At 61.3% G+C, this 14,190-nt stretch carries 18 protein-coding genes; 5 read left to right on the forward strand and 13 right to left on the reverse strand.

Annotated features, from left to right (window positions below; translation table 11 throughout):
- Nucleotides 1-26 precede the first annotated feature (26 nt).
- The gene (locus J3O30_RS07570) at nucleotides 27-1,022 is read left to right on the forward strand and encodes an aldo/keto reductase (RefSeq protein WP_207583618.1); all 996 of its coding nucleotides are present in this window, start codon (nucleotides 27-29) and stop codon (nucleotides 1,020-1,022) included.
- 40 nt (nucleotides 1,023-1,062) lie between these two features.
- Here J3O30_RS07570 and J3O30_RS07575 read toward each other — a convergent pair whose 3' ends face one another.
- From J3O30_RS07575 to J3O30_RS07585, 3 genes are all read right to left on the reverse strand, one after another.
- A complete protein-coding gene (locus J3O30_RS07575; RefSeq protein WP_207583619.1) occupies nucleotides 1,063-1,920 on the reverse strand; it encodes an MOSC domain-containing protein in 858 nt (285 codons plus the stop codon).
- A 9-nt stretch (nucleotides 1,921-1,929) separates the two neighbouring features.
- The gene (locus J3O30_RS07580; RefSeq protein WP_207583620.1) at nucleotides 1,930-2,574 is read right to left on the reverse strand and encodes an HD domain-containing protein; all 645 of its coding nucleotides are present in this window, start codon (nucleotides 2,572-2,574) and stop codon (nucleotides 1,930-1,932) included.
- Nucleotides 2,575-2,720: 146 nt separating this feature from the next.
- Nucleotides 2,721-4,616: an EAL domain-containing protein gene (locus tag J3O30_RS07585; RefSeq protein WP_207583621.1), complete on the reverse strand. Its 1,896-nt coding sequence runs from the start codon at nucleotides 4,614-4,616 to the stop codon at nucleotides 2,721-2,723.
- A gap of 426 nt (nucleotides 4,617-5,042) precedes the next feature.
- Between J3O30_RS07585 and J3O30_RS07590 the strand changes: the two genes are divergently transcribed.
- Nucleotides 5,043-5,396 carry a hypothetical protein gene (locus J3O30_RS07590; RefSeq protein ID WP_207583622.1) on the forward strand — a complete coding sequence of 118 codons (354 nt, stop codon included), beginning with the start codon at nucleotides 5,043-5,045 and terminating at the stop codon, nucleotides 5,394-5,396.
- Between the two features lie 205 nt (nucleotides 5,397-5,601).
- The gene (locus J3O30_RS07595; protein WP_207583623.1) at nucleotides 5,602-6,117 is read left to right on the forward strand and encodes a superoxide dismutase family protein; all 516 of its coding nucleotides are present in this window, start codon (nucleotides 5,602-5,604) and stop codon (nucleotides 6,115-6,117) included.
- Between the two features lie 78 nt (nucleotides 6,118-6,195).
- On the opposite strand, the gene J3O30_RS07600 is transcribed toward J3O30_RS07595, so the two are convergent.
- From J3O30_RS07600 to J3O30_RS07635, 8 genes are all read right to left on the reverse strand, one after another.
- Entirely contained in the window at nucleotides 6,196-7,083 is an 888-nt protein-coding gene (locus J3O30_RS07600) for a mechanosensitive ion channel domain-containing protein (protein ID WP_207583624.1), read from the reverse strand.
- A 58-nt stretch (nucleotides 7,084-7,141) separates the two neighbouring features.
- On the reverse strand, nucleotides 7,142-7,672 hold the full coding sequence (locus J3O30_RS07605) for a tyrosine phosphatase family protein (RefSeq protein WP_207583625.1): 531 nt from the start codon (nucleotides 7,670-7,672) through the stop codon (nucleotides 7,142-7,144).
- Nucleotides 7,669-8,277, reverse strand: a complete 609-nt coding sequence (locus J3O30_RS07610; protein ID WP_207583626.1) for an HD family hydrolase — start codon at nucleotides 8,275-8,277, stop codon at nucleotides 7,669-7,671. The genes J3O30_RS07605 and J3O30_RS07610 overlap by 4 nt, the downstream gene beginning before the upstream one ends.
- Nucleotides 8,274-9,146 (reverse strand): folate-binding protein YgfZ, encoded by an 873-nt coding sequence (locus J3O30_RS07615; protein ID WP_207583627.1) that lies wholly within the window; start codon nucleotides 9,144-9,146, stop codon nucleotides 8,274-8,276. Before J3O30_RS07615 ends, J3O30_RS07610 begins: the two co-directional genes overlap by 4 nt.
- Nucleotides 9,147-9,246: 100 nt before the next feature.
- A complete protein-coding gene (locus J3O30_RS07620; RefSeq protein ID WP_207583628.1) occupies nucleotides 9,247-9,990 on the reverse strand; it encodes a hypothetical protein in 744 nt (247 codons plus the stop codon).
- An 18-nt stretch (nucleotides 9,991-10,008) separates the two neighbouring features.
- Complete coding sequence (locus J3O30_RS07625) at nucleotides 10,009-10,266, reverse strand: hypothetical protein (RefSeq protein ID WP_003578293.1); 258 nt, start codon at nucleotides 10,264-10,266, stop codon at nucleotides 10,009-10,011.
- Nucleotides 10,267-10,369: 103 nt separating this feature from the next.
- Nucleotides 10,370-10,813: a TIGR02301 family protein gene (locus J3O30_RS07630; RefSeq protein ID WP_207583629.1), complete on the reverse strand. Its 444-nt coding sequence runs from the start codon at nucleotides 10,811-10,813 to the stop codon at nucleotides 10,370-10,372.
- Between the two features lie 71 nt (nucleotides 10,814-10,884).
- Complete coding sequence (locus tag J3O30_RS07635; RefSeq protein ID WP_207583630.1) at nucleotides 10,885-11,310, reverse strand: NUDIX domain-containing protein; 426 nt, start codon at nucleotides 11,308-11,310, stop codon at nucleotides 10,885-10,887.
- Nucleotides 11,311-11,439: 129 nt separating this feature from the next.
- Between J3O30_RS07635 and J3O30_RS07640 the strand changes: the two genes are divergently transcribed.
- A complete protein-coding gene (locus J3O30_RS07640) occupies nucleotides 11,440-11,760 on the forward strand; it encodes a YnfA family protein (RefSeq protein ID WP_207583631.1) in 321 nt (106 codons plus the stop codon).
- A gap of 41 nt (nucleotides 11,761-11,801) precedes the next feature.
- Entirely contained in the window at nucleotides 11,802-12,566 is a 765-nt protein-coding gene (locus J3O30_RS07645) for an SOS response-associated peptidase (protein ID WP_207583632.1), read from the forward strand.
- Between the two features lie 287 nt (nucleotides 12,567-12,853).
- On the opposite strand, the gene J3O30_RS07650 is transcribed toward J3O30_RS07645, so the two are convergent.
- The gene (locus J3O30_RS07650; RefSeq protein ID WP_207583633.1) at nucleotides 12,854-13,000 is read right to left on the reverse strand and encodes a hypothetical protein; all 147 of its coding nucleotides are present in this window, start codon (nucleotides 12,998-13,000) and stop codon (nucleotides 12,854-12,856) included.
- A 279-nt stretch (nucleotides 13,001-13,279) separates the two neighbouring features.
- Nucleotides 13,280-14,125, reverse strand: coding sequence for a CDP-diacylglycerol--serine O-phosphatidyltransferase (gene pssA / locus J3O30_RS07655; protein WP_003587548.1), 846 nt, complete (start codon nucleotides 14,123-14,125; stop codon nucleotides 13,280-13,282).
- Nucleotides 14,126-14,190: the final 65 nt, after the last annotated feature.

The raw sequence follows: 14,190 nt of genomic DNA on the forward strand, positions 1-14,190 counted from the left end.
TGGAGACGCCAACCAAGGAGGATTTCATGCTGATCAAGACCGCAACCCCGACGACGATCACGCTCTGGAACGGCCGCGAAATTCCGCGTCTCGGCATGGGATGCTGGGCGATCGGCGGTCCCTTCTTCGCCGGCGACACACCACTCGGCTGGGGAGACGTCGACGACGATGAATCGGTGGAAGCGATCCATCGCGCCATCGAACTCGGCATCCGCTTCTTCGACACCGCTTCAAACTACGGCGCCGGCCATTCGGAGGAGGTGCTCGGCCGGGCAATCGGCAATCGCGACGATATTATCGTCGCCACCAAGTTCGGCTTCGCCACCGATTCGCAAACCAAGCAGGCAACCGGCGCTTTCGCCGACGAAGCCTTCATCCGCCGTTCGGTCGAGACCTCGCTGCGCCGTCTCAAGCGCGACCGCCTCGATCTTCTGCAGTTCCACCTCAATGACTTTCCACTGGCACAATCGGACGCAGTCTTCGACACGCTGGAAGCGTTGCGCGCCGAAGGCAAGATCGATGCGTTCGGTTGGAGCACCGATTTTCCTGATCGTGCTGCCCGCCATGCCGGCCGTCAGGGCTATGTCTCCGTTCAGCATACGATGAATGTCTTCGAGCCGGTGCCGGAGATGATCGCGGTGATCGAGAGAAAGGGCCTGATCTCCATCAATCGCGGTCCGCTGGCCATGGGCCTCCTAACCGGCAAATTCACCGCCGACAAGGCGGTCGGCGCCAAGGATGTACGGGGCGCAGCCCTCGACTGGATGGTTTATTTCAAGGACGGGCGCATGGCCCCGGAATTTACCGCAAGGCTCGACGCCGTCCGCGATCTCCTGACATCGGGCGGCCGCACGCTGACGCAAGGGGCGCTTGGCTGGCTCTGGGCGAGGTCGCCGCGCACCCTGCCCATTCCGGGCTTCCGCACCGTCGCCCAGGTGGAGGAAAATGCCGGCGCGCTGGAAAAGGGACCGCTATCGGCCGATGTCATGGCCGGGATCGACGCGGCACTCGCGCGTGTCTGACGCTTCCAAAGCCTGTCGCATCAGATCCTGAGGACACGCATCATGCTGCGACGCGACGCTTGAGCGCCCAGCCCTCCGGCCTCTCTTCTATAATGCTGACTGTGTCGCCGATCATGATCCTGCCGTTGCCGCGTGGGGTGACGTTCCAGCCGAAAAGCGGGCCGGGCACACGTCTGTCGGCCGACATGCGGATGCGGCCCATGGCCGGCATCGGGTTTGGCCCGTCGCGTGAGCCGGTCAACTGGTCCTGCGTCGTCATGATACAGCGCGAGCAGGGTTTGACGAGATCGAAGCGGATGCCGGCGATCTCGATCGCCGCCCAGCGGTCCTCCGGCCAGGCCTCGTCGATATCGATGACGATGTTCGGCCGGAAGCGTTCCATGCCGACGCTGCCTTCGCCATGGGCGGCGAGATCGGCATTCAGCGCCTTCAGCGAGCCGGTCGTCGTCACCAGGATCTGGTAGCCGTCGGTAAAGGTGACCGGCGTGCCTTCGCCGGCCCATTCGGCATTCGCAGTCCGCCGGGCCTGTCCGTCGAAGAAGACCAGCCGCACCTCGCGGCCAAGCCATTCGGAAAGCTGACGGTTGCTCTCGGGATCGGCGACGGCGGCGCTGACAGTTGATTTCCAGACGGACACATCCATGCGGCTTTCAGGCTGAGGCGGCGGTACCGATATTTCCGGTTTTCCCTGCATCAGCAGCCGAAAGACGCCGGGTTCCGGTCGTACTTCGATACGCGCGAGGTCCGGCAACTCGCGCTGGGTGATGAAGTGCCCGTGCGCATCGGTGATCATTGCTCGCCGGTCGCCAGGAAGCCCATAGGCGTCGATGTCGGCCGAAGGCAGGGCAAGGCCGCGGGCGCTCTTGAGCGGGTAGATGAAGAGGTCGCTGATATGCATGCCGTTCTCCTAGATCTCGTCCATGAATGCCTGGAGGAAGTCGCGCAGGCTTTGGTCGCGACCGGCCGCCAGCCTGCGGCCGGTCTCGGTCTGGAACCCGTCCGCCAATTTGAACAGCTTCGTCTGGAAATGGTCAATCGCATAACGCTTGTCATCGAGCGGGCGGTTCGCTGCCGCCGGATCGAATGGATCATAGAGTCCAGATCCCAGTCGCCCGGCGATATAGAAGCAGCGTGCGGCGCCGACCATGCCGATCGCATCCAGCCGGTCGGCGTCCTGGAGGATCTTTGCCTCCAATGTCTGCGCCACCACCCCGGCCGAGAAACTATGCGCGGTGATCGCGTGAGCCGCGGCTTCGATATCCGCGTGGCTCCAGCCGAGGTCTGCCAGGATGGCCGATGCCTTTTCCGCCGCCAAGGCCGACGCTTTTGCCCGTAGCGGCGAATTCTTCTCGACGGCGACGCAGTCGTGCAGCAGCACGGAAGCGGCAAGAACCCGCCCGTCGCCGCCTTCTCTAGCATGGATGCGCATGGCGTTCCGGAAGACGCGCAGGATATGGGCAAGGTCGTGCGAGCCGTCGTCGCCATCGGCAGCGTCTGCGATCAGCGCTGCGGCGAGAGTTTCATAAGGAGAGAAGGCTTCGGCCTCGAACATTGCGCCCACCTGTTATGAGGAAGAATGTTTTCCGTCGATAGAACACCGGAACGGAAGCGGAGATCTCGGTCAAAGCCCGCGACAATGAAGGCTCGCTGACCGCTGCCGATTTTGTAGCGGCTTGCCGTGCGAGTCGCAATCGAGGCTCAGCCCCGGGGAAGATGCATCTTGCCGCCGTTCTTCGGAAGGGAGAGAAGATGGGGCACGTCACGCACGGGTCTCGGCGGACTGATGTGATAGCCCTGGATCTCGTCGCATTCCTCGCATTCGAGCAGCGCCAGCTGTGCGGCCGTCTCGACGCCTTCGACGGTAACGCGCATGCCGAGCGCATCGCCAAGCAGGATGATTGCATGCATGATCGCATGCGCTTCCTTGTTGTCGACGATGTCGCTGACGAAGGATTTGTCGATCTTGATCTTGTCGAAGGGGAAGCTCGAAAGATAGCTCAGCGAGGAATAGCCGGTGCCGAAATCATCCATCGAGATGCGGATGCCGCGCTCCTTCAGCGCATGCAGGATCGGCAGCACCTCGCTGAGATTTTCCATCAGCACGCTCTCGGTGATTTCGAGCTCAAGCCGCGACGGCGATACAGCAGCAGCGGCAAGCGCCTCGCTGACGTCCTCAGTCAGGTCGCTGCTGCTGAACTGGATCGCCGAAACGTTGACCGCGACCTTGATATCCTCCGGCCATTGCGCTGCATCGTTGCAGGCTTGGCGCAAAACCCAGCGGCCGATATCGACGATAAGGCCGACCTCTTCGGCGAGCGGAATGAAATCCATCGGCGCAACGCGGCCGCGGATCGGGTGGTTCCAGCGGATCAGAGCCTCGAAGCCGCAGATGCGCCGCTGCGAAAGGTCATAGAGCGGCTGGTAATGCAGCTCGAATTCTTCTTTTTCAACGGCTGCTCTGAGGTCGGCCTCCAGCGCATGGCGCATCTGCATCTGCACTTCCATCTCGCCTGCGAAGAAACGCTCGCGCTTGCGCCCGTCCGCCTTGGCATGCGACAGCGCCACGCCGGCATTCTTCAGGAGGATATCGGTGTCTTCGCCATCCCCCGGGGCGACTGCGATCCCCATCGAGACGCTGAGCTCCACTTGTTTCTCGCCGTGGATGAATGGCTCGGAAAGCGCACGGCGGATCTGCTCGGCAAGGGCAGTCACGTTCCACGGCTGCTGTCTGCCTGTCTGCAGGATGGCGAACTCGTCCGAGCCGAGGCGCGCCAAGGCATTCTCCGAACCAGCCGAGGCTCGGATGCGCTGGGCGACCTGCTGCAATATTTTGTCGCCGACTGACACGCCCATCGTGTTGTTGATCGATTTGAAACGGTCGAGATTGAGGTGAACAAGGGCGATCTGCTCGTCCGGCTTGCGCTCGATGAGCGTCGCATCGACCTGCTCGCGGAAATGGATGCGATTCGGGAGGCCGGTCAGCGGGTCGTGATGGGCGAGATAGGTGATGCGCTCGGCCGCCCTTCGATCCTCGGTGACATCGGCATGAATGGCGATGTTGCTGCCGTCGGCAAGGATGGTCACCATGCTCTGGATGATGCGGCCGTCGTCCATCAGCCATTCGCGCCGACGGATACTGCTGCGTTTTGTGGTTGCAGAGGAATGTCGCCCGACCCGGCGGCCGGGTTTGGCGCTGGCGCCCTCCGCGCCGCGCATTTTGTCGGTGAGATCGGCGATTGTCGCGCCGGCAGCGACATCGTCCTGCGTCAGGCCGAAAAGCTGAGCGAAGCGAATGTTGGAAAGTGTCAGCCGTTGGTCCGCGTCAAATACGCTGAGACCGAGCGGCAGGTTGTTGAGGATGATTTCGAAGAGCCTTTGCTGTCCGTCGAATGCCTGACTGAGGGCGGAAATGTTGCCTCTCAGCGCATGGTTTTCTCTCAGCAGCGTATCCGCGCTTCTCTCGATTTCGTCATAGTCGCTTTCATGGACGCGGTAGGTCGCGATCACAAGCTCCATCAAACGTCGCGCATCGACCGATCCATCGGCCATGACGGCCTGGCTGCATTGCTTCCAGAAGAGCGCTTCAGCTTTCATGGGGATGCCTCTTGCGGGGCGGCTGCGACAGCAATGGTCGTCCTCACCTGATGAACGTACCTCATCACATCGAAAACCCTTCCAAAGTGAACATAAAATTGATTTTTTTATAAGCTGAAAGTCTGGGTAGTGGCTTGTGGCGCCCATTCTGGTCGGACGGGATTAATATTCGGTTGCAGTGCGGCAGCGAGGCCAGATCGTTAGGCATTTGTTTTATATGTGAAAAATCGCTGAAATACCGCGAGATCCCCTCATTTGACCTCGACGGAAGGTTGGCAGCCAAGCATTGCGTTAACGGTTGTCAATCATCGTTAATGAGAAGTTAACAACTTATTGACGCACCGCGCAAATCAGTTTAACCAGCGAGTCAATTAGTGATTTTCCACGTTCGTATTGCGTACAAACACCACCGGCTAAAGGCGGTGAATGGAGGTTTGTATGACCAGCACCACATCCGTTTCGGACACTTCATATGCATATCTGGCGACGCTCTCGCGGCTTGATGCCAATGGCGATGGTGTCCTCAGCCGCGGCGAACGCGCCGCCGATCAGAAGCCCGGCATCATCAAGGAACTCCTGGACGAGGACAAGGCCAGCGAAACGCAGCCGAAATTTTCCGGCAGCCTGATTGCGCTGATGATGGACTCGCGTGACAGCGGCGTGGCAGCCAGTATCGCCGTTCCCTATCCTTTGCAGCAGACCGCGCCGACGACCGGCGATCGGTCGGACGATGTTTACCGCAACACTTACGGCCAGTTCGACTTCAACGCCGTCGCCTGAGCCACTCCCGAATCAGGCGATCTGCAAGCCGGCCGTTTGGCCGGCTTTTCCAGTCCTGTGTTCCCAGCGCATGACCCGAAAACCGGAATCGATATCAGCAAAGGATCATGCGTTAATCCAACGGATAGAGCGTCCTTTGTGCTTAATCAGGAACACCTTCCTGGCTGACACGTTCAGAAGGACAACCGGACGGAAGGAGACCTCCATGAAAGCCATGTGCACCATCGCCGCCCTGAGCCTGCTTGCAGTTGCATTGCCGGCGAGCGCTCAGGACAAGCAGACGGCGGTCGCCAATTTCGTCGGCAAGGACGGCAAGGAGGACGGCCGCGCGCAACTGACGGCTGCCGCCAGTGGTGGCGTCCTGATCGAAGTCGAGATATCGGGGCTGCCGGCCAACAAATGGGTGGCCTTCCATGTTCACGAGACCGGCCGCTGCGATGCCGCGACCCATCACGAGTCGGCCGGCGGTCACTTCAACCCTGAGAAGGCCGAGCACGGCCTCCTTGCCGCCAAGGGTCCGCACGCCGGCGATATGCCCAATCAGTATGTCGGAGAGGACGGTATGCTGAGAGCCCAGGTCTTCGATAGCAAGGTCACGCTCGACGGCAAGACCGACGGAATTCGCGGCCGCGCATTGATGGTCCACGCCAATTCGGATGATTATCGCAGCCAGCCCTCCGGTGATGCCGGTGAAAGACTCTCCTGCGGCGTCATCCAATAGACTGTTACGACAAAATTATACGCCGATTCAACGTGTTAAGAGCTATGCGATCTGAAATCGCGGCGGTGCTGGAATGTGTCATTGGCGCGTCGGCGCCGGCTTTTCGGCCGCCGCCCTGCCTTTGGAGTTCTTTGCCGACGCAGCGTCCGGTACATCCGGAACAACGTCCCGATCCCTCTCGTTGAAAGCGAGTTTGACGCGCTTTATCATGTCACGGCTGACCGCCCACCAGTCGCCGGTCTTTGCCCAGTAGCGCAGCGTCACCAAGATCGCGCCGTCACCGAGGCTATCGATGAAGACGCTTGGTTCCGGTGACCTCAGCACCCGGGAATCGGCTTTGGCAAGGCCCATCAGTGTCTCCAACGCTTGATGGATGTCATCCCCATCGGCGATCTTGACGTTCACATCGTTCCGTCGCGTAGGCTCGCGACTGAAATTGGTAATCGGCGTGTTCCAGAGTGTCGAATTCGGCGCCAAACGGTAGAGCCCGTCGCCGGTCCTGAGTTCAGTCGCAAACAACCCGATTTCGCGCACTGTGCCGGCCACACTGCTGGTCTCGATGTATTCCCCGACTCGAAATGGCCTGAGGATCAGCAGCATGATGCCGGCGGCGATATTCTGCAGCGTCCCCTGTAGCGCCAGTCCGATTGCCAGGCCGGCTGCGCCGAGGGTCGCGATGATTGAGGCGGTCTGGACGCCGAACTGGCCGAGCACGGTGATGAACACCAGGATAAGCAGCGCGTAGCGCAGCACATTGGTGAAGAATCGCGCCAGCGTCTCGTCGATGCCATGGACGCGCGACAGGCCTTCATAGGCCCAGCGGCTGGTAAAACCGGCGAGCGCCCAGCCGAGAATGAGCAGGATGACGGCGCCGAGGACGGAAAAGGAATATTGCACTGCCAGCGCGCTCGCCTGGCTGAGCGCCGTTTGCGTGGCGAGAAGGACGTCGGCTGCCTGTTGTTGCATGATCTGGCCCTGTCGATTGTTCTTGGTCGGAGGCTAGATGGAGCGAATGGCGGTAGCGTCAACCGCAGGCGGCGTCGTCGATCGCAAGCACGAAGGGCGCGTTGCCGTCGGCATCCGCACCGCGGCCGATTGCCCGCACTGCCGCGACCAACTGGCCGCGGCGGTTAAGCAGCGCGTCGCCGATCTCGATCAACCGGGCATTCGGCGTCGCGAAAGGCGAGGCCGCCCGCAGCCGGCCGGCAAGCCTTTCTTCGCTCTGATCCGGTACGAGCGACAGCGCGGCGATCAGGGCTGCCGCCGGCGATCGCGACACGCCCATCCAGCAATGGATGAGCAGCGGCGTCTCCTGCCGCCACGATGCGGCAAAGTCGATAATTCCCTGCACATGCGTCTCGTCGGGCGCCACCAGGCCGCCGGTGCCCTTGAAGGCGATGTCGTTCATCGCAAGCGTCAGGTGGCGGTCGGCCGCGATCACGCCAGGTCGGTGAAAGGCCTGCTCCTTGGCGATCAGGCTGATCATGTCACGCGCCTTGTGGCGCACCGCCATCTCCGCGATGCGCGACAGCGGCGAGACGACGATGAAGCTCACGACACCATCTCCCGCTCGGCCTCGATCGCCGCGAAGCGCTCGCAGAACAGTCGCTGCGCTTCGACTGCCGGCAGGGGCTCGATCATCAGCATCTCCGGGCTGATGCCGCGCGGCTGGCCGAAGAATTTCTGCGCCTCGGCGGGTGTGAAGCCGGCAAGCACCGTCGCCTCGAAATAGGCGGCGATCGTATCGGCCTTCTTGATTCGGTCCTTGAGGTCGCGCGAGGGATGCGGCGGCAGGCCGAAGCGCAGGTGCACTGCGGCCTCCAACCGCTTCTCCACCGTCTTGTAGCCGCCGCCGACCACCGATTTGAACGGTGAGATCATATCGCCGATCACATATTCGGGTGCATCATGCAGCAGCGCCATCAGACACTCCTGCGGCCGCGCATCGTTGAAGCGGCGGAAAATGTCTTCAACGACGAGACTGTGCTGCGCCACCGAAAAAGCATGATCGCCTGATGTCTGGCCGTTCCAGCGAGCGACACGCGCCAGCCCATGGGCGATATCGATCAGTTCGACATCGAGCGGCGAGGGGTCGAGCAGGTCGAGCCTGCGCCCGGACAGCATACGCTGCCAGGCACGCGGGGCTTTTGCGGTTGTCACGCACTGGCCTCGTCGGCGCTGGTGGGGAAGACAAGGCCGGACCATGCCGGCAGGACGAGGGAAACAGGTGTTTCGCCGGCGAGCAGCGGCGTGCCTGCGGCGATTGCGGCGCCGGCGCGGTCGATACGCACGATCGCAAGTCCATGGTCGCCTTCGACCGAACCGAGCGTCCCTATAGGCTTGCCGGCCGCGGTGATCTCCGTTCCCGTCCCCGGCAGGGCTGTCACGGCAGAAACGGTCACGACGCGCCGGCGCGCAGTGCCGCGGTGCTGCATGCGCGAGACGACCTCCTGGCCGACATAGCAGCCTTTCCTGAAGGAGAGGCCGCCATTCAAATCCATCAGCACGTCATGCGGGAAGGCATCCTGCAGGGCGAAGTCCGATCCTGAGGTGACGATGCCGAGCCTGATACGCAGCGCGTCATAGAGCGCTTCCTCACCTTTGCCGTGTTTGCCGGGCCGACGGACCAGCGTGACGCCCGCCTTGGCGAAGCGACTGTCCCGGGCGCCCTGGCTGCCCCGGGCGCCCTGGGCGCCCTGGCTGGCGTCGGCATCATCGCCCCAGCAAACGGTGACGCCCTCCTCTGCGCGAAGGGCAAGCGTGACGGCGGCACGCAGCTTGTACATCGTCAGTCGCTTCAGCAGGCCATCGCGCTGGCTGGCGTCCGTTTCGATCGTATAGCCATCGCCCTCCTGCCAGATCATGAAGTCGAACAGGATCTTGCCTTGCGGCGTCAGCAGCGCCCCGGGCCGCACCTCGTCGGACCCGAGCGAGATGATATCGGTGGTGATCAGATTCTGCAGGAAGGATTGGGCTTCCGCACCGCTGACAAAGAGCAATGCGCGGTCTTTCAGGAATACGGCTGGCATGGCGGAACCTGTCGCGTTGGTCATCGCTCACAGGTATGTCTTCATGAGGGGGATCGCAAGCGCCTCATGCGAAACGCGAGAGGAGCAAGCGAGGTGGGCGTCAGTCGCCCGCCGTGAAGAATTTCCATTTGCCCTGAGGCGTAATGCCGAGGCGGTAGAAATTATATCCGCCGAATTCCTGCATGTCGGAAAGATCGCCGGCGGTGACGATGCGCAGTAGCTCGACGCGCTCCGGCGGCGTCAGCGACTTCAAGTCCTTCTCGGCAAAATACGGCCACACATACATATCGTCTGCCGTACCCTGGCCGACATGCACGAAGCCGGTCGAGATGATGTCGAGCATGATGGCGAGGATCTCGTCTCCGTCAGGGTCGCCCGAAAGATCCTTTAGCGTGCCGATCGGATCGTCTGTGGGCTCACCCACCGTCACCTGCGTCTGCTCAGTGCCGGCGCCCATCAGCGGCCGCAGCCGTTCGAGATCGCCGGAGGCGGCCGCCTCGACGATTTGCTCGCGCATCTTGCGAACCGGCTCGGGTACCTTGCTGATGTCGTAAATCACTTCGGCGGGCTTGGCAGCATCCTGGGCGCCTGGCGTCTTGTCGACACCCTGATTATTCTGGCTGTTGACCAGCGGATCCGCCATGGGAACGCCGGGAGCGGCTCCGCTTTGCTGGCTCTGTCCCTGAGCGGCCGGGGCGTCGTTGGTGGGCTGGCCTGGGACCTTGTGCAGTTCGGAAAGCGCGTACGCTGCCGGCGCGAGGAAAACATTGCCGGCGGCGAGGCTGAACGCAAGCAGCACCGGCGCGAGCGGAATTCGCGATACTTTCTCTTTACCGGTGCGCATCAAACTCTCTGATAATAATTATTGCAGGGTGCGGTTCGCGGAGAATTCGCCGGCAAGCATGCGCTCACGGAGCGAATCCAGCAGGGCCTCTGCGCTGCTTTCCCCGTGCAATCTGATGGTCTCCCGCAGTGCATGCGCAATGGCGGCATCAGCGATGATTTCAGGCTCGATTCCGTCCGCCATGCCGTCGGCCCAAGCCTCGTTCTGGTACTCCAGAGCCGCCTGCATCTTTTCGTGGACGATCATGTCGTCGATCTCGTTGAGGCTTGCTTCCATTGTCTTTTCCTCAGAACTTCTCATGTCTTACTGCACCGTTAACAACACTAACAGCCTTTTCCCAAAACGACACGTCCGCATGCGAAAACAGGTTAATTAAACGTCAATTTCCAAAACGCGAGGTAATTTCTGTGGCGAGTGTTGCACCTTCGTTACGGTAGCGCTCTTCTGCCACGATGGCCGCTGCGGTGCAATCCGTATAGACGGAGGCGAACGCGCGGTAGCCGCGATTGAAGGCTGCAGTCAGCCTTTCCTTGCGCAGCTGCTCGTTGCCGGTCTCCGAATCGAGCAGCTGCTGCATGCCGTTGCGCCACTCGTCGGCGTCTGCCGCCTTGCAGAGCGTTCTCAAATAATGCACCGAACCCAACACCTCGGCGAGCCGCGCCAGCTTGTCGTCATAAGGCACGATCACGGCGGGCGGCGGCGTAATCTCCTCCTGTGGAGGCGGCGAATTCTTGCCCTGCGCCATGGTCGGACCGGCCAGGACGAGCAGGGACAAGAAAATGCGTCGAACGGGAATCATGCTCTCAGTTGATACGTTGAGCATGACGGCAACAAGGCGGGCCTGAGAGTTTCCACTTCTATTCGCCGCCCGCCAGGACATGATGCCCAAAAGCGTCAGCGGTTTTCGGCATCCTGTTCTAGCCGCTCGGCGCATTCGAGCACGCTCTGCGGTACGGGCAATCGCCGGATTTCCTCCACCGTGTACCAGCCGACGGCGGCCGCATCGTCGGCGGCTTCCGCCACCACATCCCTATCCGCCTCGACCCGGAAGACCGAGAGCAGGAAATGGCTGTTGACGCTGCCATCGGCCGCATGGGTCTTCAGATCATAGGTCGAAAGCAGCCGCGGATTGCGTGCCGAAATGCCGGTCTCTTCACCGAATTCTCGCAAGGCCGTTTGCTCCGGGGTCTCGCCAGGTTCAGCGCGTCCGCCGGGAAAGGCATACATGTCGGCGGAAGGCGGATTGCGCCGCAGCACCAGCAGGAATCGTCCGTCGCGTTCAAGAATGGCGGATGAGGCGGCTTTGGCGGTGGAGGTCATCGGGGCTGCTCTTGGGGCTCTTGGCTCGAATCGCCCATCCTATCCGATGAACCGATATTTGCATGCCGCCGCTGCTTGGCTTCCCCAGTTTTCGCTGGGATAGTGGTGACGGATTCGAAAGGTGCTTTCGTGACCTACATCATTTACGCCTTCGCCGCCGTCTTCGAGATCGCCGGGTGTTTTGCCTTCTGGGCGTGGCTGAAACTCGAAAAGCCGATCTGGTGGCTGGCGCCGGGCATGGTCTCGCTGGCGCTTTTTGCCTGGCTTCTGACGCTGGTGCCGAGCGAGGCGGCCGGCCGCACCTTCGCGGCCTATGGCGGCATCTACATCGTCGCCTCGCTGCTCTGGCTTTGGCTGGTCGAAAGCCGCATGCCTGATCGTTACGACATCGGCGGGGCGTTGATCTGCCTTGCCGGGACGAGCATCATCCTCTTTGCGCCGAGAGGCTGAAGCGCCTTGACCGGACTCAGGCCCGGTGCAAAGACAAGCCGATGTGTGGACGTTTTGCCCTGACAATCACTAGCGCCGGCCTGCGCGACATTTTCTCCGGTCTGGATTTCGACGAATTTCCGGCGCGCTACAATATTGCGCCGACGCAGCCGATTCTCGTCGTCATTTCAGGCGAGGGCAGGGAGCAGGGCAGCAACTTGGCCGACCGGCGCGCCGTGCTCGTGCGCTGGGGCTTCACGCCGGGCTGGGTCAAGGATCCGAAGGAATTTCCGCTGCTGACCAATGCCCGCTCCGAGACCGCGATCGGCAAGGCTTCTTTCCGGGCGGCCATGCGCCATCGCCGCGTGCTCATCCCGGCCTCCGGCTTCTATGAATGGCATCGTGCATCAAAGGATAGCGGTGAGAAACCGCAGGCCTATTGGATCAGGCCGCGTCAAGGCGGGGTCGTCGCCTTTGCCGGCCTGATGGAGACATGGTCCTCGGCTGATGGTTCCGAGGTCGATACCGGCGCGATCCTGACGACATCAGCCAACTCAGGCATATCCTCGATCCACGATCGCATGCCGGTCGTCATCAAGCCCGAAGACTTTTCGCGCTGGCTGGATTGCAAGACGCAGGAACCGCGCGAGGTGGTCGACTTGATGCGGCCCGTTCAGGACGATTTCTTCGAGGCCGTCCCGGTCTCCGACAAGGTCAACAAGGTCACTAATATGGGGCCTGACCTGCAGCAGCCGGTCGTCATCGAAAAGCCGCTGAAGGCTCCCGAGAAGCGAAGGCCTGACGACGACCAGCTCAGTTTCTTCTGAAGCGGCATCCGCCATTTTTCACTTGGCGGTATAACCGCTTGGTTCGTCTTGTGCGTTGGAGGAGGTTTTGGTGCGGCTTGCTGCAACCGCTCCACGTCAGACCCGCCGCACGGCGGGTTGGAGGATGGCGTGGTCGGCATCGTCTGAGGCTTCCGGCGATAAATCTCAGCATCCGATTCGTCAGCGGTACCTAACGCATGTCACCCAAAATCACTGCTGTTTTGGGATGACGACATGCGGAGAACCAGACTTGAAGCGCACCGAAGTCCGGTTGGAAGTGTAGCACCTCAAGCGGATTTCTTGACGGTGCCCGGCTTGTTCTTTGCCATCAGCGATGCTGCGACAACGGCCTTCAGGCCAACCGGGCGATAGTTGGCGCTGAGATCAGGCTTGGACGGCTGCTGTTCGCTGCTAATACTCTTTTTCGAGGTCACGATACTCTCCTTACGTGGTTCTTCCCTGGGCATTTTATGATTTGCTGTTTCGTCATAAATAGCGACAAAACAGAGACGCATCCCATCAGGATTTGTAAACGAGCACCATAATTCGCGAGGCTTAACTGAAGCCTACGTTGGTTAATACTTACTGAAGACAGCGGTTCCAACTAAAGTGCGCAGCGGTTTTCGCCGGAGAATCGCGCGTAGCGGTTATCCCGTGGGTGAGAACGTAGAGAGAAGATTTCCCAGGTCAGAAAAATCAGCAATGCGCGGAGATCAGATGTGCCGGCCGATATCGTCGTCGCCGACACCAGGTTCCTCGATCGTCAGCGTCCCATATTTCCGGCGCCATTTCCGTGCGCCGAAGGGAAGCGATATAAGGTAGGCAGCAACGGTAAAGACCATCACCTCCCAGGTGTAGCTCATCAGCAGAGCCACATAGAGCACGACGCCGAGCATCATCGGCAGCACGAGATCGCGCCGCAACCGGTTGCCTTCCGATTTGCCCGACCAGACCGGCAGCCGGCTGATCAGCAGGAAGGCGATAACGACCGTATAGATCGACGAAACATAGGCGAAGGTGCGGTCCGTCGCCAGGCCGAGGAAGCCGAGATAGACCGGCAGCAGCACTAGCATGGCGCCAGCCGGCGCCGGCACGCCGACGAAATATTCCGATTGCCAGCTCGCCTTGTTCTCACGTTCGGCCATGACGTTGAAGCGGGCAAGCCGAAGCCCGGCGGCGATCGCGTAGATCAGGGCGGCGATCCAGCCGAGCGAGCGCGCCTGGTCGAGCGCGAAGACATAGACGACGAGGGCGGGTGCGACGCCGAAATTGACGATATCGGCAAGCGAATCCATTTGCGCGCCGAACTTCGAGGTCGCCTTCATCAGCCGGGCCACGCGCCCGTCGATGCCGTCGAGGAAGGCGGCCACCAGTACCATGGAGACGGCGAGCTCGTAACGGTTCTCGAAAGCCAGCCGGATGCCGGTCAGCCCGGCGCAGATCGCCAGAATGGTGATGAGGTTCGGAAAGACGAGACGGAGCGGGATTTCGCGCAGGCGCGGGCCGCGGGCGGAATCATCCGGACCATTGGGCTCGAAAGGCGGAAAGGGCGTTTCCATATCGCGTTCCAATCTGAACCTGGAGCATGTCGCGCAAAACTGTGCAGCGGTTTGCGATAACGACA

The organism is Rhizobium sp. NZLR1 (assembly GCF_017357385.1).
Taxonomy (GTDB): Bacteria; Pseudomonadota; Alphaproteobacteria; order Rhizobiales; family Rhizobiaceae; genus Rhizobium.

What these genes read in the sequence shown, in the direction of transcription:
- J3O30_RS07570 (WP_207583618.1), top strand. Translation starts at nt 27, where the DNA reads ATGCTGATCAAGACCGCAACCCCGACGACGATCACGCTCTGGAACGGC.
- J3O30_RS07575 (WP_207583619.1), bottom strand. Translation starts at nt 1,920, where the DNA reads ATGCATATCAGCGACCTCTTCATCTACCCGCTCAAGAGCGCCCGCGGC.
- J3O30_RS07580 (WP_207583620.1), bottom strand. Translation starts at nt 2,574, where the DNA reads ATGTTCGAGGCCGAAGCCTTCTCTCCTTATGAAACTCTCGCCGCAGCG.
- J3O30_RS07585 (WP_207583621.1), bottom strand. Translation starts at nt 4,616, where the DNA reads ATGAAAGCTGAAGCGCTCTTCTGGAAGCAATGCAGCCAGGCCGTCATG.
- J3O30_RS07590 (WP_207583622.1), top strand. Translation starts at nt 5,043, where the DNA reads ATGGAGGTTTGTATGACCAGCACCACATCCGTTTCGGACACTTCATAT.
- J3O30_RS07595 (WP_207583623.1), top strand. Translation starts at nt 5,602, where the DNA reads ATGAAAGCCATGTGCACCATCGCCGCCCTGAGCCTGCTTGCAGTTGCA.
- J3O30_RS07600 (WP_207583624.1), bottom strand. Translation starts at nt 7,083, where the DNA reads ATGCAACAACAGGCAGCCGACGTCCTTCTCGCCACGCAAACGGCGCTC.
- J3O30_RS07615 (WP_207583627.1), bottom strand. Translation starts at nt 9,146, where the DNA reads ATGCCAGCCGTATTCCTGAAAGACCGCGCATTGCTCTTTGTCAGCGGT.
- J3O30_RS07620 (WP_207583628.1), bottom strand. Translation starts at nt 9,990, where the DNA reads ATGCGCACCGGTAAAGAGAAAGTATCGCGAATTCCGCTCGCGCCGGTG.
- J3O30_RS07625 (WP_003578293.1), bottom strand. Translation starts at nt 10,266, where the DNA reads ATGGAAGCAAGCCTCAACGAGATCGACGACATGATCGTCCACGAAAAG.
- J3O30_RS07630 (WP_207583629.1), bottom strand. Translation starts at nt 10,813, where the DNA reads ATGCTCAACGTATCAACTGAGAGCATGATTCCCGTTCGACGCATTTTC.
- J3O30_RS07635 (WP_207583630.1), bottom strand. Translation starts at nt 11,310, where the DNA reads ATGACCTCCACCGCCAAAGCCGCCTCATCCGCCATTCTTGAACGCGAC.
- J3O30_RS07645 (WP_207583632.1), top strand. Translation starts at nt 11,802, where the DNA reads ATGTGTGGACGTTTTGCCCTGACAATCACTAGCGCCGGCCTGCGCGAC.
- pssA (WP_003587548.1), bottom strand. Translation starts at nt 14,125, where the DNA reads ATGGAAACGCCCTTTCCGCCTTTCGAGCCCAATGGTCCGGATGATTCC.